A 21869-nucleotide genomic window follows, 5' to 3' on the forward strand; every position below is an offset into this window, starting at 1 on the left:
GCGCGGGGATGCCACCACAATTAACTAATTTTTAACACTTACAAGATGCCTTTGACGCTGTCAGCCAGCGAGGTGGTCGGGCGACCAATCAGTTTGCTCAGCGTATGGCTGTCGTCGAACAGACCGCCTTTGGAGGCGCCAGTGTCTGAGTCAGCCAGCATGTCCGCCAGTCCGGCAGGCAGACCTACACCTTTTAGCGCGGCGGCAAAATCAGCTTCGCTCAGGTTCTGATACACCACTTTTTTACCACTCTGTTTTGCCAGCTCGGCAGCCAACTGGCTCAGGGTCCAGCCTGCGTCGCCCGCCAGCTCATAGGTTTTACCGGCGTGACCGTCTTCACTGATGACGCGCGCGGCGGCAGCGGCATAGTCGGCGCGGGTCGCTGAGGCAATTTTGCCTTCATCTGCAGCCCCGATAAACACGCCATGTTCCAGAGCAGCCGGCGCGCTGGCGAGATAGTTTTCGGTGTACCAACCGTTACGCAGTAGCGCGTAGGCGATACCGGATTCAGCCAGCATCTGCTCGGTTGCCACATGCTCATCAGCCAGCCCCAGCGGGGAGGTGTCAGCGTGCAGCAGGCTGGTGTAGGCGATAAATTTCACGTGAGCGGCTTTCGCTGCATTAATCACGTTGCGATGCTGCGGGGCACGTTGTCCCACTTCGCTGGAGGAGATCAGCAGTAGCTTGTCGATACCCTGTAAGGCAGTTGTAAAGGCGGCTTCATCGCTGTAATCCGCCTGACGAACGGTAATGCCCTGCTGACTAAGCGCCGTCGCTTTAGCGGGATTACGCACGATTGCCACAATCTGGCTGGCAGGAACGGTTTTCAGCAGAGATTCAATAACGTGTTGGCCCAGTTGGCCGGTGGCGCCGGTAATCGCGATCATGGGGTGACTCCTTGGTATTGGTCTTGTGTTTAATCACGCTAACACCTAAACTTACTTTTAGTAAGTACGTACAAAAAGGTTAGTATAAAAATGACAGCTTCGACGCTCTCCCAGCAGTTACGCGATGGCAACTTGTTTGCCGAACAGTGTCCCTCCCGCGAGGTGTTAAAACACGTCACCAGCCGCTGGGGCGTGTTGATTCTGGTAGCGCTGCGCGACGGTACGCACCGTTTCAGCGATTTGCGCCGTAAGATGGGCGGGGTCAGTGAAAAGATGCTGGCGCAATCCCTGCAAGCGTTAGAGCAGGACGGGTTTATCAATCGGGTGTCATATCCGGTAGTACCGCCGCACGTGGAGTATAGCCTGACGCAGTTGGGTGAGCAGGTGAGCGATAAAGTCGCCGCGCTGGCGGACTGGATAGAACTGAATTTGCCGCAGGTTTTAGCGCAGCGGGAAGAGCGGGCGGCGTAAAGTATTGCCGGATGGCGGCTAACGCCTTATCCGGCCTACAGATTACTTCGACTCGTAGGCCGGATAAGACGCTATTGCGTCGCATCCGGCACGAAAATTACTTACTTAAATCCAACTGGTAAATGGCGAAACCGATGTCATCGGTCGCGACTTTTTTCAGCGGATACTGGCCTTTCTCTTTAATAAACGCCGCGGCTTTATCAGACGGTGATGTTTCAAAGCGAATATCCAGTGGCGTATCGCTGTGAATTGGCGCCAGACGCCAGTTGTTATCTGCCGCCGGATGAATTTCACCGGCACGCTTCGTCTGTGCACCAATCCACGCGGCCAGCACCGAGCGGTTTTCATCCGGAGAAGCAAACGCGATGTGGTTGTCGCCGGTTCCGGCAAACTTACCGCCGTAGGCGCGGTAGTTGTTGGTCGCGACGAGGAAGGTAGCATTCGGATCGATTGGTTTGCCGTTAAAGGTCAGATTTTTAATACGTTCCGCTTTCGGATTAATGGTCTGACATTCCCCGTCGTAGCGGGCGGGTTGTGAAACATCAATCTGATAATTCACGCCATCAATCACGTCGAAATTATAGGTACGGAAGCCGTCCCAGTTAATCAACGACTGTGGTTTGCTGCTGTGGATATCAATCTGATTGAACTGCCCGGCGGAACATTCCAGCCACTCTTTCACCTCTTTACCGCTGGCTTTCACCACCACCAGAGTGTTGGGATAGAGATACAAATCAGCGGCGTTACGGAAGGTTAACTGGCCTTTTTCGACTTCTACAAAGCTTGCCGGATCGTTCTTACGCCCACCGACCTTAAACGGCGCGGCGGCGGAAAGTACCGGTAGTTTTGCCAGATCCGGATCGCCCTGAATAAAGTGTTCCACATAGGCTTTCTGCGCGTTGTTCACCACCTGTACGGTCGGATCATCCTGTACCAGCGCCAGATAGCTGTACATATTGTCGGCGGATTTACCGATCGGTTTGCTGACAAACTCACGCGTGGCGTCGTGATCGGCTTTCAGGATCTCAACGATTTTTTTGTCTTCTGCTGCCAGTGATTTTTTCGCTGCCGCGTCATAAATCGGACGTGCTTCGGCTTTCGCTTGGGTGACCTGCCATTTACCGCTGTCGTTATTCAGCACTAAATCCACGACCCCCAGATGATCGCCCCACATGCCCGGCATCACCGCAGGAACGCCATTGAGCGTACCTTTTGTGATATCTGCACCTTTGATGTTGGCAAAGTCTTTACCGGGGAAAACGGCGTGAGCGTGACCAAACATAATGGCATCCACGCCCGGGACTTCACTGAGGTAATAAACGGAGTTTTCCGCCATGGTTTGATACGGGTCGGCAGAAAGCCCGGAGTGAGCAACTACCACCACGACATCGGCACCTTTTTCTCGCATTTCGGGAACGTATTTGCGTGCAGTTTCCGTAATGTCGTTCACCGTCACTTTACCGCTGAGGTTGGCTTTATCCCAGGTCATAATCTGGGGTGGCACAAAACCGATATAGCCAATCTTCAGCGTCTGCTTGTTCCCTTCTTTGTCGACAACCTCAGTGTCTTTGATCAGATAAGGCGTAAATAGCGGCTTTTTGGTCTTAACGTCGATGATATTGGCATTAACGTAAGGGAACTTCGCCCCTGCCAGCGCGTTGTGCAGATACTCAAGACCGTAGTTGAATTCATGGTTGCCGAGGTTACCCACCGCGTAATCCAGGGTATTCAGCGCCTTATATACCGGGTGAGTTTCGCCCGCTTTCAGCCCTTTGGCCGCCATGTAATCCCCGAGCGGGCTGCCCTGAATCAGATCGCCATTATCAACCAGCACGCTGTTTTTGACTTCTCCACGCGCAGCGTTGATAAGACTTGCCGTACGTACCAGACCGAATTTTTCAGTCGGTGTATCTTTGTAATAATCGAAATCCATCATATTGCTATGCAAATCAGTGGTTTCCATTATACGCAGATCGACGGTCGCGGCATTGACGCTGGCTGCAATCAGCGTTGCCAGAAGCGTTGCACTAAACTTAATCATCAGGGGCATCCTTTTAAGATCTAAGCCACAAAAGAAAATGTATATAAATCTTCTTGCTTACAGAACTGTGAATCATGACATGAATATAGCGTTTAAAACCGCAGACGCTATCACAGTTGGCGGATCCCCTGACGATCGGGTATAAGTAAAACAACGAGTTAACACCACTGACAGAAACGAGGTGGAGAATGCTAGAACATGTATGCCAGCTTGCACGGAACGCGGGCGATGCCATTATGCAGGTCTACGATGGAATCAAACCGATGGAGATTACCAGCAAGCAGGATGATTCTCCGGTCACGGCGGCGGATATCGCCGCGCACAAGGTTATCCTCGAGGGATTACTGGCGCTGACGCCGGATATTCCGGTTCTGTCTGAAGAGGCGCCTCCTGGCTGGGATGTTCGCCAGCACTGGCAGCGCTACTGGCTGGTGGACCCGCTGGACGGGACCAAAGAGTTCATTAAGCGTAACGGTGAATTTACGGTCAATATTGCGCTGATCGAAAAGGGAAAGCCGGTTCTGGGCGTGGTTTACGCGCCGGTAATGAAAGTGATGTACAGCGCAGCAGAAGGTAAAGCGTGGAAAGAAGAGTGCGGCGTACGTAAACAAATTCAGGTTCGTGACGCGCGTCCGCCGCTGGTGGTCATTAGCCGCTCGCATGCCGATAATGAGTTAAAAGAGTATCTGCAACAGTTGGGCGAGCACCAGACCACGTCGATTGGCTCATCGTTGAAGTTCTGTCTGGTGGCGGAAGGGCACGCACAGCTGTATCCGCGTTTTGGGCCTACTAACGTATGGGACACCGCCGCGGGCCACGCTGTTGCCGCCGCAGCCGGAGCGCACGTTCACGACTGGCAGGGGAAACCTCTGGATTACACCCCACGTGAATCGTTCCTCAACCCCGGCTTCCGCGTTTCTATTTACTGAGCAATTTGTGCAGCAGGGCAATCACCTGCTGCACCTCTTCCTGCGTTAATGCGCCATCTTTTGCCCACTGCACGCGTCCGTCCTTGTCGAGTACGACGATAGCGGAGCTCTCTTCATCCAGTTGCCAGGCTTTACGCGCAATGCCATTGCTGTCGACAATGAATTGCGACCACGGGTAGAGCTTCTTATTGCTCTCCAGACTGCTGCGCACAAACATACCGGAGCCGGGGATGGCGTCATCTGTGTTGACGATAGTGGTGGTCTGATATTTGTCGTGCGGCAGGTTGGCGGCTTTGATTGCCTCGATCAGTGTCGCATTTTTCTCTTTGGCGGAGGTGCGTCCGGCAATGTGTTGCACTATTCGCACTTTCCCAGGCAACTGCGCGCTATTCCAGCTTTTGTAGCTAAACTTATCGTTATCGAGAATCAGTTCGCCGCGATCGGCGATCCCCACCGGTGGTACGCGTTGGTCAGTCTCAAACTTATGTGCGGAGGCAATCATCGGCAGCAGCAGAAACGACAGCGCCAACAGTTTTCGTAAGGTCATAGGTTTTCCTTCTTTCTTTTATTTTGCAGGTGATCCGACCACTTGGGTCTGGAATTTAATCATATGTGCGATTGATGCTTTTTCCCGCAAGCGCGATGCCAGTTTGCGGACGGGCGCACAAATCCTGCGAAAAATGAAGGCTTATACTGAAGACAGCGAAGCGTTGAAAAGATAATTCTGAATAATTGTAACCTGAAGGTAAATAAACTTATACACGCTGGAAACATCAACGAGATAGTCTATAGTCATAGGGCATTAAAATTTGCGCCTGAGGATTGTCGGACCGATTGTGGTACCGCAAAGGCGTAATGCTCAGCAGGAGACAACAATGAAAATTTTCCAACGATACAACCCGCTGCAGGTGGCGAAGTACGTGAAGATCCTGTTTCGTGGACGGTTATATATCAAGGATGTAGGCGCTTTTGAATTTGATAAGGGTAAGATTCTTATCCCAAAAGTGAAGGACAAGCTGCATTTTTCCGTGATGTCCGAAGTTAACCGTCAGGTCTTGCGTCTGCAAACTGAGATGGCTTGATCAAGTGCTATGCAGTAGTTAAAAAAACGGCTCCTGGACAGGAGCCGTTGATGTTTCTGTAAGGCGTTACGACGCCTTTGCCTCTTCTTTTGCATCTGGCAGTTTTGGTACCAGAACTGTAGGTTTGCTGTCCAGACGCGTCACCAGCAGCTGATCGATCTTGTAGTTATCGATATCCACCACTTCAAATTTGTAGCCAGAATACTTCACCGAGTCGGTGCGTTTCGGGATTTTACGCAGCATGAACATCATAAAGCCGCCGATGGTTTCATAGTTGCCGGACTGCGGGAACTCGTCGATATCCAGCACGCGCATAACGTCATCAATCGGCGTACCGCCATCAACCAACCATGAGTTCTCATCACGCGCCACAATCTGCTCTTCCAGACCCTGGCCAACTAAATCACCCATCAGCGTGGTCATCACGTCGTTAAGCGTGATAATTCCCACCACCAGCGCATACTCGTTCATGATGACGGCAAAGTCTTCGCCTGCGGTTTTGAAGCTTTCCAGTGCTTCAGAGAGCGTCAGCGTGTCCGGGACGATCAGCGTATTGCGGATCTGTACGCCGCTGTTCAGCGCCATGCTTTGGTTCGCCAGTACGCGGTTGAGGAGATCCTTTGAATCGACATAACCAATGATGTGGTCGATATCTTCGTTACACACCAGGAATTTGGAGTGCGGATGTTCCGCCACTTTGTTCTTCAGGCTTTGCTCATCTTCATGGAGATCGAACCAGATAATATTCTCGCGCGAGGTCATTGAAGACGGGACGGTACGCGATTCCAGTTCGAACACATTTTCAATCAGCTCATGCTCCTGTTTGCGCAGAACACCCGCCAGCGCACCGGCTTCGACCACGGCGTAAATGTCGTCTGAGGTGATGTCGTCTTTTCGCACCATTGGGATCTTAAACAGACGGAAAATGTTGTTTGCCAGACCGTTAAAGAACCACACCAGCGGGCGGAAGACCAGCAGGCAGAAGCGCATCGGGTTGATGATACGCAAAGCCACAGCTTCTGGCGCAATCATACCGATGCGTTTCGGGGTTAAATCCGCGAACAGGATGAACAGGCCAGTAACCAGCGAGAATGACAGAATAAAGCTTAACTGTTCGGACAGCTCTGGAGCGAAGTACTTCGAGAAAAGGCTGTAAAACGCCGGGGAGAATGCTGCATCACCGACGATACCGCCGAGAATGGCGACCGCGTTAAGGCCAATTTGCACGACGGTAAAAAACATGCCGGGGTTTTCCTGCATCTTCAAAACACGTTGTGCGTTTACGTTGCCTTCATCGGCAAGCAGTTTAAGTTTTATTTTGCGTGATGCAGCAAGCGAGATCTCAGATATCGAGAAAAACGCACTCACGGCGATCAGGCAGAGAATGACTAAAATACTGTTTAACATATCTTATCTGACCGTTCAGGTCAGATCCTCGGAAGGGAGAAGTTGATACTCGTCGTCTTTCAAGCTGCAGGTGCGTTAGCTGCACTCATTCACCCCAGTCACATAGTTATCTATGCTCCTGGGGATTCACGAGTTTGCCGCCGGCCTGCAACTCGAAATCCATAGAGTATAAATCCAATGGAATATTCAATGAAAACCGGCCCGAAGGGAGTGGACCGGTAATTTCAGAAGCTAGTATAGCGTAAGGTACTGTAAAGTCGCCAGAGGAGCTTTTTTGGCCTTATCCTGCGGCGTTAAGCCTTCGCACCATCTGCATCTCTTTTTCGCTATAAGGCGAACCATCCGACTTCAGCACATCGTGGAACCATAGCTGCGCCGTCGTCTCGTTCCGCGGAATATCCGGCCACGGCAACCAGGTTTGCGTTTTCCCCTGTACCAGCCCCCAGTGGAAGCTGGAAACGCGCTGGGCGCGAAATAGCGGCAGCTGTTCTTCTATTCGGCTATCGACATGGCGTGCCAGCCACTCGGTACAAAAAAGCGGCCTGCCAAATTCGGCCAACTGTGACAGAAGAGACAGCTGGCCAGGGGTGTCGACATAGGCATGGTAGCTAATCACATCGGAAAGTCGCAGAGCCGCTATATCAACAGGATGCGTAAACGCATTCCCGCACGCCGCGCGATCGTCAATATGCCAGGCTGCTACGGTCAACGGTTGAGAGGGTGACTCCTGTCGGGCCCAGTTAAACAGATGGGCCATCAGGGTTAAGGCGTAGATTTCCAGCCTGTCATCATAGCGGGCAAATTCGCCAGTATGACAAAAAATCCCGCCGTTGCCTGGCTCATTATATAAATCCCAGACGCTGATGCGCGAGTCATGGCGAAAGTAACGGATGATATCTCTGACGTAGGCTTCAATGTGCGGCCAACAGCGTCGATCCAGCACGCAGGCGCGCCCAGGGCTACCCGCCGCCTGGCTGTTGTGAATGCCGGGAACCGGCGGTTTTTGCTGACCGATAACGGGCTCATCACCGGAAAAAGCGCAGTCGTCGAGCAGCGTCAACATCACTTTCATACGGTGGCTATGGGCAATGCTCAGGAAGAGATTTATGCGCTCGAGAAGCCCGTCACGGTCATACTGCCAGACGGTAAACGGTAAATTTGTTCGCAGCTGGTTATAGCCATACTGGCTGGCCCAGCCGAGTTCCTGATCGATAGTACTGCTATCGAAACTCTCTGCCTGCCACATTTCGAGCCAGTTAACCGCGGTGCGCGGCAAGTAGTTAAATCCGCAGCCCCAGGGTTGCTGTTGATACCAGCTTTGCGCCCGTGCTTTGTTCCATGGGTTATACATGATGCGCTCCTTATTCTGCATCTGAGAGACTGACGCGTCCCGTCGCACGCTGCGTGGCGCTGCCACCCCAAACTTCATCGTACTCGTAGCCAGTAAGTTGCTTGATCACCACCCGAGTTTCTTCATCGCAGTCGCGATAGTTGCCACCCAGCTTGCGGCGAGCGATCTCTTTAAGCAGAACTTTGTGGGTTTCGCGAGTGAGTTTGAATTTGTAGGTCGCGTAGAAACTCACCGCCAGCAACGCCGCGGTGGCAAAGATCATCAATCCGATAATAGCGTGGATCGCGCTTTCCGGCTGTGCGCCGCTGCCTTTTATAAAGCCAGACTCTTCCAGCACCATGCCGATAAGCAAAATAGCGATTGCCACGGTACTTTTGCGGGTTAGTACCATAACGCCTGCAAAAATCCCTTCACGGCGCTGTTGGGTAACCATTTCGTCGATATCAGGAATAAAGCTGTAGATATTCCATGGGATATAGTAAAGGCCGGAACGCGCCATACCGAGTAGAATAAATACCGCCGAGAACAGAATGTTGGATACCTGGGTTTCAGTGTAATAAATAATAAATAAAAAGAGTAATACACTAAATATACAGGTGTAAGAAAGACGTAGTGCCGCTGACGGGGTGATATTGAGTTTGTTCAGTAGTAGCATAAATCCATAGGTGCCAAATACTGAAGCAAAGGCGGCAATACTTAACCAGCCCGAAACGGAGGCGGCATCCTGGCTTAAACAATACACCACGTAATAGGTGAAAACCGAGCCGAATACATCCATGGCGGTAAATGAGAAAATATAAATAATGATATGCAAGCGAAATGCCCGGATACGGAATGACGAAAACAGATCAAGTATTAAATATTTAAGGTGATTCAGTAACCCGCTATTTCGTTGTAAGTCAGCCTGAAATGTCTCTTCCTGAACGTCTTTGGCTTCCCATGTACAGCGCCAGGTTATAAATACGGCAAGACAGAACACGACGGAAAAAATCAGTCCGGTTAGCGTATAGGTAAAGGGATTATCTTTGCCGGTGAACTGCATCAGGATACCGGGTACCGAGACGGCAAGGAATCCGCCCAACTGCGAGCAGATCATGCGCACGCCGGAGAGGCGACTGCGTTCTTCGTAGCGATTGGTCATCTCTGCGGCGAGGGTTTCCCACGGCACCAGCACCATCGCTGACAGTAGCTCAATTGACAGATAGGTTCCCAGGTAATACCAGTAACCCATGTCGGTCAGCCACAGTAGAGCATAGAGAAACATTAAAGGAGAACTGAGTAATAAAAAGAAGCGACGGCGGCCAAATCGTCGACCCAGCCACGTGTTGCCAAAGTTATCAGTGATGTAACCCATAATTGGGCTGAGTACCGCATCAATCACGCGGGCAATAGCAAATATTGAGCCTGCTTCCAGTACGCTTAAACCGCAGTAGGTGGTATAAAAAAATAAAAGCCAGGTTCCGATAATGGCGAAAGCACCGCCGCCAAATAAATCAGTAATGCCATAGCCGATCGCTACACCATAACTGACTCTGCGTTCAGTTGGTTTGACCATAATATTTTCCAGTATGTAGGGTATTTGTACTCCGGTATTATCCGGCTGATGTTTATTAATTCTGTAGTGCCAGGTTAATTTTTAATTATTAATGGTTATCCATTGTCGGGTTTTAGACGAATGATAAATAGCATCGACCATCGCCAGTGATTTGCGGGCATCATTAATATTGATATATTCTGTTTGACCTCCATGAGTAATAGCATGATAAAACTGACGAATGGCCTGCTGGTGGCCCAGGCCCCAGTAACTTTTACTGTGGCCGTCCGGTGAACCGTCGCAATCCAGCTTCAGGCGCCGATCCGTTGTAACGCGCCACAGGGTGTTATCCGTGAGCTGCAGCATGCCGTGTTCGCAATGGATCTCCAGCAGCAGCGGTGAATCGAGGGTATTGCAGTTGCTGGCATAAAACAGACCGCGGGCACCGTTGGTAAAGTGCAGGGTCGCCATCGCGCAGTCTTCAGCTTCGGTAACGTCTGCCAGCTCGCCGCTGTCCACCACGCCTTTCAAACGCGTTACACCGCCGGCGAACCACTGCATCAGATCGAGAGTGTGAATGGCCTGGTTAATCAGTAAACTGCCGCCTTCGCTGGCAAAACGCCCACGCCACGGGCTTTCGCTGTAATACGCTTTAGAGCGTGACCAGGTCAAAACCGCTTTAATACTCAACATTCTACCCAGCGTATTTTTCGCCAGTTCGTCGCGGATACGTAAGCTGGTTGGATTAAGCCGGTTTTGATAACACACGCCCAGCAAGCCCTGGGCGGACGCTGCTGCGTTAGCGATGTCTGCGACTTCTGTGCAATTCAACCCCACCGGCTTTTCACAAAACACATGTTTCCCGGCGGCAAGCGCGGCGGTAATCATGTTTTTGTGCTCGAAATGAGGTGTACAGATATGGACGACGTCGATGTCATTATCCAGCAGCATTTCACGGTAATTCTGGTAAAAGCGGCAGTTATACGCCATGGCCTGTTGCAAACCGTTGGCGCTATCAATATCGACCAGCGCGCGCAGCGTGACCCCCGGCAAAAGCCGGAGGGCGTTAACGTGGCTGCGGTGAATCGCCCCCGCGCCGATGATGGCGGCATTGAGTGTTGTCATGTCACCTCCGGTTATGTGCGGGCATTCGCCAGCATTTGCGCTTTCACGCATAGCTCTGCGGCTTTAAAGGCGTGGGCCTGAGTCATGGCGTTTTCCGTGCGATTCAGACAATCGAGAATGAATTCACCGAAGAACGGGAAACCGACTTTTCCTGCGACCGGGAAACGAAACTCTCCTTCTTTATTCACCAGATACACCACGTCCTGTTCGCCTCGGGTGATATCCACATACTTGCGGATCTCAATGTAACCTTCGGTACCCAGCAACGTCAGGCGTCCATCCCCCCAGCTACTGAGCCCCTGCGGCGTGAACCAGTCACAGCGGAAATAACCCGTTGCGCCGTTGTCGCCCGCCAGCATGGCATCGCCAAAGTCTTCGAACTGCGGGTACTGCGGATGATTGACGTTACGTACCTGGCTGGCGACGACGTGTGCCTCGCGGTTGCCGGTATAAAACAGGAATTGTTCGATTTGATGGCTACCGATGTCGCACAGAATGCCGCCAAAGTAGCATTTGTCATAAAACCAGTCCGGGCGCCCATTGCCTTCACGGTGCGGCCCTGTGCCCAGGGTTTGCATCACGCGACCAATCGCCCCTTGCTGAATGAGCTGACCAGCAAAGACAGCGCTTTCAACGTGCAGACGCTCGCTGTAATAGACTGCGTATTTACGTCCGGTTTTCGCCACCATCGCTTTGGCGTCTTCCAGTTGTGCAAGGGTGGTTAACGGAGCCTTGTCGGTGAAGTAGTCTTTCCCTGCCGCCATTACCTTTAGCCCCAGCGGGCAGCGTTCAGACGGAATAGCCGCCCCGGCAACCAGTTGTACCTCACGATCGTTGAGGATTGTCTCGAGCGAATCGGCCACCTGCGCCTGCGGATACTGCTGCAGAAATTGATCGATTTTGTGCGGATCGGGATCGTAAACCCATTTCAGCGTGGCGCCTGCCTCAATCAACCCGTTGCACATGCCGTAGATATGGCCGTGGTCGAGCGTGGCGGCGGCAATGACAAACTCGCCAGGCTTCACGACCGGCTGAGGCTTCCCGGTAGGGGCGTAGTTCATTCCGTCTTGCTTGTTCATGATTTAACTCCTGAATCTAAGTCTTTACCCAGAGGGATGGCGCCTACTTCCGCAAAATTGCTCACGGAAGCGGATTTCTCATAGAAATGCGGGGCGATTTCAATCAGGCCGCCGGTGCGATAAAACGCATCGCTGTGGTGGATGGGCAGCGTCACCACCGTGCGGGTGATGGCGGATTTATAGATAGCGGTGATCAGCTCCAGCGAGCGTTTGCCCTGTTCGCCATCGACCAGCGGACGGGTTTGTCGTTCGATGGCGCTAAGCAGGTTGTCGATTTGCCCGGTATGCAGCGTCCATTGCAGCGCTGGCGTAGCGTGAAAAAGCGCGTCCAGACCTTGTTCCAGCTCACCGTTATTTTCCGTTTGCGGAAAGCCGTTGTCCGCCGACTGGCTGGCATGGACTTGCCACGGCGCAGAAATTCGCGCTTTTTCGCCCTGAATAACAATTTTCTGGTCTTCACCGTGATGCACCACCGAGGCGGTCAGTTGCGTCAGCGCCCCGTGTGGGTATTTGAAAATAGCCGCGCTAAGATCTTCGACTTCGGCGTTGTCGTGGGCGACGTTGGTCATCATCGCCACCACTTCCGTTGGGAAACCGAGCATCCACTGAATGGCGTCGATGTGGTGCACCGCGTGATTCAGCGTGCAGCCGCCGCCTTCCTTCTGCCACGTGCCGCGCCACCACAAATCGTAATAACAGTGTCCGCGCCACCAGAACGAATCCACCTGCGCATGGCAAATCTTGCCCGCCAGCCCGGAATCAACCACGGTTTTCAAACGCCAGAAGGCATCGGTAAAGCGGTTTTGGGCGATGACCGATAAGATTTTCCCGCTGGCCTTTTGCGCGGTGATCATCGCATCGCACTCTTCGAGCGAGGCGGCCATCGGCTTTTCGCACAGCACATGTTTTCCGGCGTGCAGCGCATCAATACTGATGCCTGCGTGTACGTACGGCGGCGTGCAGACATCGACCACATCGACCTCAATGCCTGCGTTAAGCATCGCCTGATGGCTGCGGAAGACTTGCGCTTCGCTCAGGCCATAGCGTGATTTCTTCTCCTCTGCTTTCTCCGGGTAGATATCGACCAGCGCAACAATCCGACAACGATCCGCGAACTGTAAATAGCCCTGAATGTGGTTGTGGGAGATATTCCCGGTACCGACAATCGCAATGTTCAGCATGATTTTCTCCTGCGCGTTACCAGCTACCGGAAGCGTCCAGCGTGCGGCTGGCCGTATTTTTTTCCACTGAAGAGGCGATACGTTCCTGTAACAGCTGGAAGTAGCGTTGCTCGTCAAGCGGCAGCTCTACCCAGTCATCCGTCCAGGTAGAGAGGTGCATCGCATTGGAAAGCGTCAGGCCGCGAATGCCTTCCAGGCCAGGGGCGATCAGCGGCTCGCCGTGCAGGATCGCGGCGGTAAAATTGCGGGTAATGACATAGTGCTCGCTGCATTCCGGTTCGGTAGGGATGGTGACCTCCCAGCATTCCGGCTCACCAAAACCGTTTTGCCAGCGGGCGTTGAACTCGGTTTCGGATTCACGCAGTCGCCAGAAGCGCAGGCGACCTTCTTCTACCACCACTTTTCCCCTGCTGCCGACAATTTCGAGGCGGTTGGTGCCAGGCGTTTCGGCGACGGTGGTTATGAACACCCCGGTTGCGCCGTTGGCGTATTCTGCGTAGGCCGTGACGTCATCTTCGACCTCAATCTGACGATGCTTGCCAAACTGGCAAAAAGCGCGCAAGCGTACCGGCATGCCGACCAGCCATTGCCATAAATCGAGTTGGTGCGGATCCTGATTCAGCAGCACGCCGCCGCCTTCACCTTTCCAGGTCGCGCGCCAGCCGCCGGAGTTGTAATAGCTTTGCGAACGATACCAGTTGGTAATGATCCAGTTAGATCGACGTAGCTCGCCGAGTTCGCCGCTGTCGATCAGATCTTTTACTTTCTGATACAGCGGATTGGGGCGCTGGTTGTACATCATGCTGAACACCACATCGCATTCGCGCGCGCAGGCGTTCATCTCTTGTACCTGCGCGGTGTAGACCCCTGCAGGCTTCTCACATAGCGTATGAATACCAAGACGCATGGCCATCATCGATAAACCCGGATGGTCATAATGCGGCGTGGCGACGATGACGGCATCGATCGGCCCACTTTCCAGCATCTCTCGCGCATCGCTGAACAATCTCACCTCTTCGCCGACCAGCCGGCGGATCGCCGGATGTTTATCCGGATTGTTATCGCACACTGCGGCGAGCACTGCTTCTTGTACCGTTCCGGCCAGCAGGTAGCGTGCGTGGACGGTACCAATGTTGCCAACCCCAATAATGCCAAAGCGTATTTTTTTCATGTCGTGCCTTTTTCGTCAGAAATAAGGGATATGCGGAACATAAGAAACGCCTGGAATATCGACAATGTGATTTTGTGAGAACGGTTGCAGGATGAAAAAGAAGTTGGTCCAGTCATTGAAAAAGTGTTTTAGAGTCAATGAACTGCGTTTGCAAAAAATTGCAAAGATTGATTGCGAGTGAGGTCACAGAATGTCTGGCAAGCTAAAAATGGACGAAATTGCTGCTCTGACGGGCTACTCGGTGAGTACGGTGTCGAGGGTGCTTAGCGGAAAGTCATACACCAGCGATAAAGCACGTGAGGCGATTGTCAGTTGCGCGCGCAGGCTGGGGGTTCTGGATTCGTTGTCCAGCGGGCGGTTGTTGATCAACGGCATTGCTGTTTTCGCCCCGTTGCGCACCTTTACCGCCCGTGGTGATGCATTTTACCTCGAAGTGACACGCGGCATTGCCGAGGCGATAGCGCCGCATGATGTCTATCTGAGTTACTGCGGACTGGATGAGCAACGTGCGGACATCAAGGTCTTTCAGGAAAAGGCCAACAATAAGAATATTAATGCGATTATTCTTATCGGCATTGATGACCCGACCGTGCATAAACTGGCGCAACTGTTGGATAAACCCTGCGTGTTGATTAATTCGCAGGACCAGGAAGGGTTGCTGGATGCGGTATCCCCCGATCATCGGGCGATTGGCAACCGTGCTGTGCAATATCTTTTTGATCAGGGGCACCGGCGTATTCTCCATGTCACCAGCCTGCGTCGGGAAACGATGTACTGGCGTCTGGAGGGCATCAAGGAAGTCTACCGACAGTATCAAATACCGTTTGATACCGGGCGCGATCTGCTGGTAACGGAGGGCTTTTCTGAGGACGAATCAGAGCGGGCGATGGGCAACTGGCTACATGAGACGCCGCGTGAAGCGTGGCCGGAAGTTATTTTCTGCGCCGGGGCGTCAATGTCGACGGGCATCCAGCGGGTGCTGGAAAAGATTGGCGTGGAGATACCCGGTGAGTTGTCGCTGATGACGACGGATGTTCAGGAACTGGACGCGCATATCGTTGCTGCGGTGACCAGTATCACGATTCCTTGTCGGGCGTTGGGCGTGGAAGCGGTGCATTTGCTGCAGAACCGTCTTAATCGCCCCTCTGCGCCGGTTTTTAACCTGTTGCTGAAAGGAAAGGTGACGGATCGAGGTACCGTTACCCACGCAACGCGCCATGCCGCGCGGGTGACGGTAGCGCGTTAATCGCGGATTAACGCTCTGGCGGCAGGCAAACGCCAATTCCGCCAATGCCACAATATCCATAAGGATTTTTATGCAGATATTGCTGGTGATCGTCCTCGGCATAGTAGAAAGGCGTTGCCGTAGTGATTTCTGTGGTAATGGTGCGCTCGTCGCCTGCGGCGGTCATTGCTGCCTGAAAACGCTCAAGGCTGGCCTGTGCGGCGGCGGTTTGTTCCGGCGTTAACGGGTAAATGGCGGAGCGATACTGCGTACCCTGGTCGTTCCCCTGACGCATGCCCTGCGCCGGATCGTGATTTTCCCAGAACACCTGCAGCAGTTGTTCGTAGCTGATAACATGCGGGTCATAGACGATGCGTACCGCTTCGGCATGCCCGGTGTCGCCAGAACACACTTCCCGATAGGTTGGGTTTGGGGTGTAGCCGCCGGTGTATCCGGCCGCCGTGCTGTATACCCCGGGTAATGACCAGAATAAACGCTCAACGCCCCAGAAACATCCCATGGCGAAATAAGCGGTCTCCATACCGTCGGGCACGTTGGTCATCGAATGTTGGTTAACCGCATGCAGCGTTGCCACTGGCATCGGGGTGTTGCGTCCAGGTAGCGCATCTGCTTGAGTAACAAGATGCTTTCTATCAAATAAACTCATGGCCGTTCTCCCGAAATCAGTCATTTGGGTTAAGGTTGTAACGAGACGCGTCTTTGCCCACAATAAACGGCGTGAATACGTCTAGAGTTAAACATAAGAAATATTTGGGTTGCCGTCTGTTTTTCAACTCTTATTGTTGATTTTTTGTTAAGCCGAGGAACGGCATAGTATTTTTTCCAGGGGTGGGAAAAAAGGATATTCAGGAGAAAATGTGCCACATATCCGTCAGTTATGTTGGGTGGGATTACTGTGCTTAAGTGGCTCCGCCGCCGCCGCGAATGTTCGCTTACAGGTCGAAGGATTATCAGGACCGCTGGAGAAAAACGTCCGTGCGCAGCTGTCCACGATTCAAAGTGATGAAGTCACTCCAGACCGACGCTTTCGTGCGCGCGTTGATGATGCCATCCGCGAAGGGCTAAAAGCGCTGGGCTACTTTGAGCCGACCATTGATTTTGAACTACGTCCACCGCCGGCGAAAGGCCGCCAGGTGCTGATCGCCAAAGTGACCCCCGGCGAGCCGGTGCTGATTGGTGGCACCGAGGTGATTTTGCGTGGTGGCGCGCGTACGGATAAAGATTATCTGGATCTGTTGAAAACGCGCCCGGCAATCGGCACCGTGCTGAATCAGGGGGACTATGACAACTTCAAAAAGTCACTCACCAGCGTGGCGCTGCGCAAAGGTTATTTCGACAGTGAATTTAATAAAAGCCAGCTTGGAATAGCGCTTGAGCGCCGCCAGGCGTTCTGGGATATCGATTACAACAGCGGTGAACGCTATCGCTTTGGGCATGTCACCTTTGAAGGCTCGCAAATTCGCGATGAGTATCTGCAAAATCTGGTGCCCTTTAAAGAAGGTGAAGAGTACGAGTCGAAAGATCTGGGCGAACTAAACCGTCGTCTGTCGGCGACCGGATGGTTTAACTCCGTGGTCGTCGCGCCGGAGTTTGATAAAGCCCGCAAAACCAAAGTGCTGCCGCTGAAAGGCGTGGTCTCACCGCGCACCGAAAACACCATCGAAACCGGGGTTGGTTATTCAACTGATGTCGGACCACGGGTGAAGACCTCGTGGAAAAAGCCGTGGATGAACTCCTACGGCCACAGCCTGACAACCAGCGCCAGTATCTCGGCGCCAGAGCAGGTGCTTGATTTCAGCTATAAAATGCCGCTGTTAAAGAACCCGCTGGAACAGTATTACCTGGTACAGGGCGGCTTTAAGCGAACCGATTTAAACGATACCGAGCAGGATTCCACAACGCTTGCGGTTTCCCGCTACTGGGACCTCTCCAGCGGCTGGCAGCGCGCGATTAACCTGCGCTGGAGCCTCGACCACTTTACCCAGGGTAACGTCACCAACACCACTATGCTGCTCTATCCGGGCGTGATGATCAGCCGGACGCGCTCACGCGGCGGCTTGATGCCAGTCTGGGGCGACTCTCAGCGTTATTCTATTGATTACTCCAACACCGCCTGGGGGTCAGATGTTGATTTCTCCGTTTTCCAGGCGCAAAACGTCTGGATCCGCACGCTGTACGATCGCCATCGTTTTGTGATGCGCGGTAATCTCGGCTGGATTGAGACCGGAGACTTCGACAAAGTACCGCCGGATCTGCGTTTCTTCGCCGGGGGCGATCGCAGTATTCGCGGCTATAAATACAAATCTATTTCGCCGGAAGGTAGCGACGGCAAGCTGAAAGGGGCCTCCAAGCTGGCAACTGGCTCGCTGGAATACCAGTACAACGTGACCGGTAAATGGTGGGGCGCGATGTTTGTCGATAGCGGTGAAGCGGTCAGCGATATTCGCCGAAGCGATTTCAAAACCGGTGCCGGGGTCGGCGTACGCTGGCAATCACCAGTGGGGCCTATCAAGCTCGACTTTGCCGTCCCGGTCGGCGACAAAGATGAACATGGTTTACAGTTTTACATCGGTCTGGGGCCTGAATTATGAGTTTATGGAAGAAGATAAGCCTCGGTGTGCTGATTTTTATCCTGCTGTTGTTAGGCACGGTGGCGTTCCTCGTCGGTACCACCTCGGGCCTGCATCTGATCTTCAAAGCAGCTAATCGTTGGGTTCCGGGGCTGGAGATTGGTCAGGTCACCGGCGGCTGGCGGGATTTATCACTGAAAAATATTCGTTATGACCAGCCTGGCGTGGCGGTGAATGCCGGCGAAGTGCATCTGGCTGTGGGGCTTAACTGCCTGTGGGACAGCAGTCTGTGCGTCAACGATCTGGCACTGAAAAACATCAATGTGGCGATCGACAGCAAAAAGATGCCGCCATCTGCGCCGGTTGAGGAAGAAGAGAGCGGTCCGCTTAACCTTTCCACGCCTTACCCCATCACGCTTTCACGCGTGGCGCTTAACAACATCAATATCAAAATCGATGACACCACGGTTTCGGTGCTGGATTTTACCTCCGGCCTGAACTGGCAGGAAAAAACGCTGACGTTGAAGCCAACGTCATTACAGGGGCTGCTGATTGCTCTGCCCAAAGTGGCGGAAGTGGCGCAGGAAGAGGTTGTCGAACCGAAGATTCAAAACCCGCAGCCGGATGAAAAGCCGCTCGGCGAAACGCTAAAAGATCTGTTCTCACAGCCGGTGCTGCCGGAAATGACCGATGTCCATCTGCCGCTCAATCTCAATATTGAAGAGTTTCGCGGCGAGCAGCTGCGCGTGACCGGAGATACGGATTTAACGGTCCATAGCATGCTGCTAAAAGTGAGCAGCATTGACGGCAACATGAAGCTCGACGCGCTGGACATCGACTCGAATCAGGGAACGGTAAAAGCCAGCGGCACGGCGCAACTGACCGACACGTGGCCGGTTGATATTACGTTAAACAGCACGCTAAACATCGACCCATTAAAAGGCGAAAAGGTGAAGCTGAAGGTCGGCGGCGCGCTGCGCGAGCAGCTGGAAGTCGGCGTCAATCTGTCTGGTCCGGTGGATATGGACCTGCGTGCACAGACGCGTCTGGCTGAAGCCGGATTACCGCTCAACATTGAGGTGGTGAGTAAGCAGGTTTACTGGCCGTTTACCGGTGAGAAACAGTTCCAGGCCGATGACATCAAACTCAAACTGACCGGTAAGATGACCGACTATACGCTGTCGATGCGTACCGCCGTGAAAGGTCAGGATATTCCACCGGCTACCATCACGCTGGACGCCAAAGGCAACGAGCAGCAGATCAATCTCGACAAACTCAGCGTTGCGGCGCTGGAAGGGAAAACCGAGCTGAAAGCGCTGGTGGACTGGCAGCAGGCGATCAGCTGGCGCGGGGAGCTAACGCTGGATGGTATCAACACCGCAAAAGCGATCCCGGACTGGCCGTCAAAACTGAATGGCCTGGTGAAAACTCGCGGCAGTCTGTACGGCGGAAGCTGGCAGATGGAGGTTCCCGAGCTGAAGCTGACCGGCAACGTGAAGCAGAATAAGGTCAATGTGAACGGTTCGCTGAAGGGGAACAGCTACCTGCAGTGGACGATCCCGGGCCTGCATCTGGAACTGGGACGCAACAGTGCGGACGTAAAAGGTGAACTGGGGGTTAAAGACCTCAACCTCGACGCGACGATTGATGCCCCAAGCCTGGATAACGCGCTGCCGGGGCTGGGTGGTACGGCGAAAGGGCTGGTAAAAGTTCGCGGTACGGTTGAAGCACCACAGCTGCTGGCGGATATTACCGCCCGTGGTCTGCGCTGGCAGGAACTTTCCGTTGCTCAGGTACGTGTTGAAGGGGATGTTAAATCGGCCGAGCAAATCGCCGGTAATCTTAATGTTCGCGTAGAGCGGATTGTACAACCTGACGTGAATATTGGCCTGGTGACGCTCAACGCCAAAGGCAGTGAAAAGCAGCACGAGCTGCAGTTGCGCATTCAGGGGGAACCGGTTTCCGGGCAACTGGATCTTGCCGGGAGCTTTGATCGCAAAGAACAGCGCTGGAAAGGAGAGTTAAGCAATACTCGCTTCCAGACGCCGGTCGGTCCGTGGTCGCTCAACCGGGCTATCGCGCTGGATTACCGTAATCAGGAACAAAAAATTAGTATCGGACCGCACTGCTGGAACAACCCGAATGCGGAGCTGTGCGTACCACAGACGATTGATGCGGGTGCGGAAGGGCGCGCGGTGGTGAATCTAAACCGCTTCGACCTGGCGATGCTAAAACCGTTTATGCCGGAGACAACCCAGGCCAGCGGTGTGTTCACCGGTAAAGCCGATGTGAGTTGGGACACCACCAAAGAGGGTCTGCCACAGGGGCAGGTCACCCTGAGCGGACGTAACGTGAAGGTCACGCAAAGCGTGAATGATGCACCGCTCCCCGTGGCGTTTGAAACGTTGAATCTCACCGCCGACCTGCACAATAACCGTGCCGAGCTGGGCTGGCTGATTCGTCTGACCAACAACGGACAGTTTGACGGACAGGTGCAGGTAACAGACCCGCAAGGGCGCCGTAATCTGGGCGGTAACGTCAATATTCGCAACTTCAATCTGGCGATGGTGAACCCCATCTTCTCGCGCGGTGAAAAAGCGGCAGGGATGATCAACGCCAACCTGCGGCTGGGCGGCGATGTGCAAAGCCCGCAGTTGCTCGGACAGCTGCAACTGAGCGGTCTTGATATAGACGGTAACTTTATGCCGTTTGACATGCAGCCAAGCCAGTTAGCTGTTAACTTCACCGGAACACGCTCAACGCTGGCGGGCGTGGTGCGTACGCAGCAGGGAGAAATTAACCTGAGCGGCGATGCCGACTGGAGTCAAATAGACAACTGGCGGGCGCGCGTCGCGGCTAAAGGCAGTAGGGTACGTATTACCGTACCGCCAATGGTCCGCCTGGATGTCTCGCCGGACGTGGTCTTTGAAGCCACGCCAAGCCTGTTCACCCTTGATGGCAACGTGGATGTGCCGTGGGCGCGTATCGTGGTACATGACCTGCCGGAAAGCGCGGTTGGGGTTTCCAGCGATATGGTCATGCTTAACAACAATCTGCAGCCCGAGAAACCGCAGACCGCCGGCATTCCGATCAACAGCAACCTGAACATCCACGTCGGTAACAACGTGCGTCTTGACGCCTTTGGTCTGAAAGCGCGTCTGACGGGCGATCTGAAAGTGGTGCAGGATAAGCAGGGGCTGGGGCTGAACGGACAAATTAATATTCCGAGCGGTCGCTTCCATGCCTATGGTCAGGATCTGATTGTGCGTAAGGGCGAGCTGTTGTTCTCCGGTCCGCCGGATCAGCCGTTGCTTAACATCGAAGCGATTCGTAACCCTGATGCCACCGAAGACGACGTGATCGCTGGCGTTCGCGTCACTGGTACCGCCGATGAACCGAAGGCGGAGATCTTCTCTGACCCGGCAATGTCGCAGCAAATGGCGCTTTCCTACCTGCTACGCGGACAAGGGCTGGATAGCGAGCAGAGCGATAGCGCAGCGATGACCTCAATGCTTATTGGTCTGGGGGTTGCACAAAGTGGTCAGGTTGTGGGTAAAATCGGGGAGACATTTGGCGTAAGCAATCTGGCACTGGACACGCAAGGGGTGGGCGACTCATCTCAGGTGGTTGTCAGCGGATACGTACTGCCAGGTCTGCAGGTGAAATATGGTGTGGGTATATTTGACTCCTTAGCGACACTCACGCTACGTTATCGTCTGATGCCTAAGCTATATCTGGAAGCAGTGTCTGGCGTAGATCAGGCACTTGATTTGCTCTATCAGTTCGAGTTTTAGC

At 53.5% G+C, this 21869-nt stretch carries 17 protein-coding genes; 6 read left to right on the forward strand and 11 right to left on the reverse strand.

The window, feature by feature from the left end; all coding sequences use genetic code 11:
- Positions 1–38: 38 nt before the first annotated feature.
- Positions 39–887, reverse strand: a complete 849-nt coding sequence (locus WC1_RS21475) for an SDR family oxidoreductase (RefSeq protein ID WP_016149456.1) — start codon at positions 885–887, stop codon at positions 39–41.
- 90 nt (positions 888–977) lie between these two features.
- On the opposite strand from WC1_RS21475, the gene WC1_RS21470 reads away from it, so the two are divergent.
- Positions 978–1358 (forward strand): winged helix-turn-helix transcriptional regulator, encoded by a 381-nt coding sequence (locus WC1_RS21470; protein ID WP_003839526.1) that lies wholly within the window; start codon positions 978–980, stop codon positions 1356–1358.
- 97 nt (positions 1359–1455) lie between these two features.
- Here WC1_RS21470 and cpdB read toward each other — a convergent pair whose 3' ends face one another.
- Positions 1456–3399, reverse strand: coding sequence for a 2',3'-cyclic-nucleotide 2'-phosphodiesterase (cpdB, locus tag WC1_RS21465; RefSeq protein ID WP_016149457.1), 1944 nt, complete (start codon positions 3397–3399; stop codon positions 1456–1458).
- Positions 3400–3587: 188 nt separating this feature from the next.
- Here cpdB and cysQ point away from each other — a divergent pair, with 188 nt between their 5' ends.
- A complete protein-coding gene (gene cysQ / locus WC1_RS21460; RefSeq protein ID WP_003025705.1) occupies positions 3588–4328 on the forward strand; it encodes a 3'(2'),5'-bisphosphate nucleotidase CysQ in 741 nt (246 codons plus the stop codon).
- Here the strand turns inward: cysQ and WC1_RS21455 are convergent.
- On the reverse strand, positions 4318–4875 hold the full coding sequence (locus WC1_RS21455; protein WP_003025707.1) for a YtfJ family protein: 558 nt from the start codon (positions 4873–4875) through the stop codon (positions 4318–4320). The two genes, cysQ and WC1_RS21455, sit on opposite strands and share 11 nt — an antisense overlap.
- A 328-nt stretch (positions 4876–5203) precedes the next feature.
- On the opposite strand from WC1_RS21455, the gene WC1_RS21450 reads away from it, so the two are divergent.
- A complete protein-coding gene (locus WC1_RS21450; protein WP_003025710.1) occupies positions 5204–5410 on the forward strand; it encodes a DUF1107 domain-containing protein in 207 nt (68 codons plus the stop codon).
- A 66-nt stretch (positions 5411–5476) separates the two neighbouring features.
- Here WC1_RS21450 and WC1_RS21445 read toward each other — a convergent pair whose 3' ends face one another.
- The 7 genes from WC1_RS21445 to WC1_RS21415 all read right to left on the reverse strand — a co-directional run bounded on the left by WC1_RS21445 (position 5477) and on the right by WC1_RS21415 (position 14258).
- Positions 5477–6817 carry a polyamine export protein PaeA gene (locus WC1_RS21445; protein ID WP_003025713.1) on the reverse strand — a complete coding sequence of 447 codons (1341 nt, stop codon included), beginning with the start codon at positions 6815–6817 and terminating at the stop codon, positions 5477–5479.
- A gap of 280 nt (positions 6818–7097) precedes the next feature.
- Positions 7098–8168 carry a glycoside hydrolase 5 family protein gene (locus WC1_RS21440; RefSeq protein ID WP_016149458.1) on the reverse strand — a complete coding sequence of 357 codons (1071 nt, stop codon included), beginning with the start codon at positions 8166–8168 and terminating at the stop codon, positions 7098–7100.
- Positions 8169–8178: 10 nt separating this feature from the next.
- Complete coding sequence (locus tag WC1_RS21435) at positions 8179–9723, reverse strand: MFS transporter (RefSeq protein WP_016149459.1); 1545 nt, start codon at positions 9721–9723, stop codon at positions 8179–8181.
- An 81-nt stretch (positions 9724–9804) separates the two neighbouring features.
- Positions 9805–10827: a Gfo/Idh/MocA family protein gene (locus WC1_RS21430; RefSeq protein WP_003839535.1), complete on the reverse strand. Its 1023-nt coding sequence runs from the start codon at positions 10825–10827 to the stop codon at positions 9805–9807.
- 11 nt (positions 10828–10838) lie between these two features.
- Positions 10839–11906 carry a Gfo/Idh/MocA family protein gene (locus tag WC1_RS21425; RefSeq protein WP_016149460.1) on the reverse strand — a complete coding sequence of 356 codons (1068 nt, stop codon included), beginning with the start codon at positions 11904–11906 and terminating at the stop codon, positions 10839–10841.
- A complete protein-coding gene (locus WC1_RS21420; RefSeq protein WP_016149461.1) occupies positions 11903–13087 on the reverse strand; it encodes a Gfo/Idh/MocA family protein in 1185 nt (394 codons plus the stop codon). Before WC1_RS21420 ends, WC1_RS21425 begins: the two co-directional genes overlap by 4 nt.
- A gap of 16 nt (positions 13088–13103) precedes the next feature.
- Positions 13104–14258, reverse strand: coding sequence for a Gfo/Idh/MocA family protein (locus WC1_RS21415; RefSeq protein WP_016149462.1), 1155 nt, complete (start codon positions 14256–14258; stop codon positions 13104–13106).
- A gap of 190 nt (positions 14259–14448) precedes the next feature.
- On the opposite strand from WC1_RS21415, the gene WC1_RS21410 reads away from it, so the two are divergent.
- Positions 14449–15504 carry a LacI family DNA-binding transcriptional regulator gene (locus WC1_RS21410; protein ID WP_016149463.1) on the forward strand — a complete coding sequence of 352 codons (1056 nt, stop codon included), beginning with the start codon at positions 14449–14451 and terminating at the stop codon, positions 15502–15504.
- Positions 15505–15511: 7 nt separating this feature from the next.
- Here the strand turns inward: WC1_RS21410 and msrA are convergent, their stop codons facing one another.
- The gene (msrA, locus tag WC1_RS21405) at positions 15512–16150 is read right to left on the reverse strand and encodes a peptide-methionine (S)-S-oxide reductase MsrA (RefSeq protein ID WP_016149464.1); all 639 of its coding nucleotides are present in this window, start codon (positions 16148–16150) and stop codon (positions 15512–15514) included.
- A gap of 211 nt (positions 16151–16361) precedes the next feature.
- On the opposite strand from msrA, the gene tamA reads away from it, so the two are divergent.
- Both tamA and tamB read left to right on the forward strand, forming a co-directional pair.
- Positions 16362–18095 carry an autotransporter assembly complex protein TamA gene (gene tamA / locus WC1_RS21400; RefSeq protein ID WP_003025718.1) on the forward strand — a complete coding sequence of 578 codons (1734 nt, stop codon included), beginning with the start codon at positions 16362–16364 and terminating at the stop codon, positions 18093–18095.
- Positions 18092–21868 (forward strand): autotransporter assembly complex protein TamB, encoded by a 3777-nt coding sequence (gene tamB, locus WC1_RS21395; protein ID WP_016149465.1) that lies wholly within the window; start codon positions 18092–18094, stop codon positions 21866–21868. Before tamA ends, tamB begins: the two co-directional genes overlap by 4 nt.
- Position 21869: the final 1 nt, after the last annotated feature.

Source organism: Citrobacter sp. KTE30 (assembly GCF_000398825.1).
GTDB lineage: Bacteria > Pseudomonadota > Gammaproteobacteria > Enterobacterales > Enterobacteriaceae > Citrobacter > Citrobacter freundii.

Excerpts from the sequence above, each read along its gene's own strand:
- msrA (WP_016149464.1), bottom strand. The coding sequence starts at position 16,150 with ATGAGTTTATTTGATAGAAAGCATCTTGTTACTCAAGCAGATGCGCTA.
- WC1_RS21455 (WP_003025707.1), bottom strand. The coding sequence starts at position 4,875 with ATGACCTTACGAAAACTGTTGGCGCTGTCGTTTCTGCTGCTGCCGATG.
- WC1_RS21450 (WP_003025710.1), top strand. The coding sequence starts at position 5,204 with ATGAAAATTTTCCAACGATACAACCCGCTGCAGGTGGCGAAGTACGTG.
- WC1_RS21425 (WP_016149460.1), bottom strand. The coding sequence starts at position 11,906 with ATGAACAAGCAAGACGGAATGAACTACGCCCCTACCGGGAAGCCTCAG.
- WC1_RS21420 (WP_016149461.1), bottom strand. The coding sequence starts at position 13,087 with ATGCTGAACATTGCGATTGTCGGTACCGGGAATATCTCCCACAACCAC.
- cpdB (WP_016149457.1), bottom strand. The coding sequence starts at position 3,399 with ATGATTAAGTTTAGTGCAACGCTTCTGGCAACGCTGATTGCAGCCAGC.
- WC1_RS21440 (WP_016149458.1), bottom strand. The coding sequence starts at position 8,168 with ATGTATAACCCATGGAACAAAGCACGGGCGCAAAGCTGGTATCAACAG.
- WC1_RS21410 (WP_016149463.1), top strand. The coding sequence starts at position 14,449 with ATGTCTGGCAAGCTAAAAATGGACGAAATTGCTGCTCTGACGGGCTAC.
- WC1_RS21435 (WP_016149459.1), bottom strand. The coding sequence starts at position 9,723 with ATGGTCAAACCAACTGAACGCAGAGTCAGTTATGGTGTAGCGATCGGC.
- WC1_RS21415 (WP_016149462.1), bottom strand. The coding sequence starts at position 14,258 with ATGAAAAAAATACGCTTTGGCATTATTGGGGTTGGCAACATTGGTACC.
- WC1_RS21430 (WP_003839535.1), bottom strand. The coding sequence starts at position 10,827 with ATGACAACACTCAATGCCGCCATCATCGGCGCGGGGGCGATTCACCGC.
- cysQ (WP_003025705.1), top strand. The coding sequence starts at position 3,588 with ATGCTAGAACATGTATGCCAGCTTGCACGGAACGCGGGCGATGCCATT.
- tamB (WP_016149465.1), top strand. The coding sequence starts at position 18,092 with ATGAGTTTATGGAAGAAGATAAGCCTCGGTGTGCTGATTTTTATCCTG.
- WC1_RS21445 (WP_003025713.1), bottom strand. The coding sequence starts at position 6,817 with ATGTTAAACAGTATTTTAGTCATTCTCTGCCTGATCGCCGTGAGTGCG.
- WC1_RS21475 (WP_016149456.1), bottom strand. The coding sequence starts at position 887 with ATGATCGCGATTACCGGCGCCACCGGCCAACTGGGCCAACACGTTATT.
- WC1_RS21470 (WP_003839526.1), top strand. The coding sequence starts at position 978 with ATGACAGCTTCGACGCTCTCCCAGCAGTTACGCGATGGCAACTTGTTT.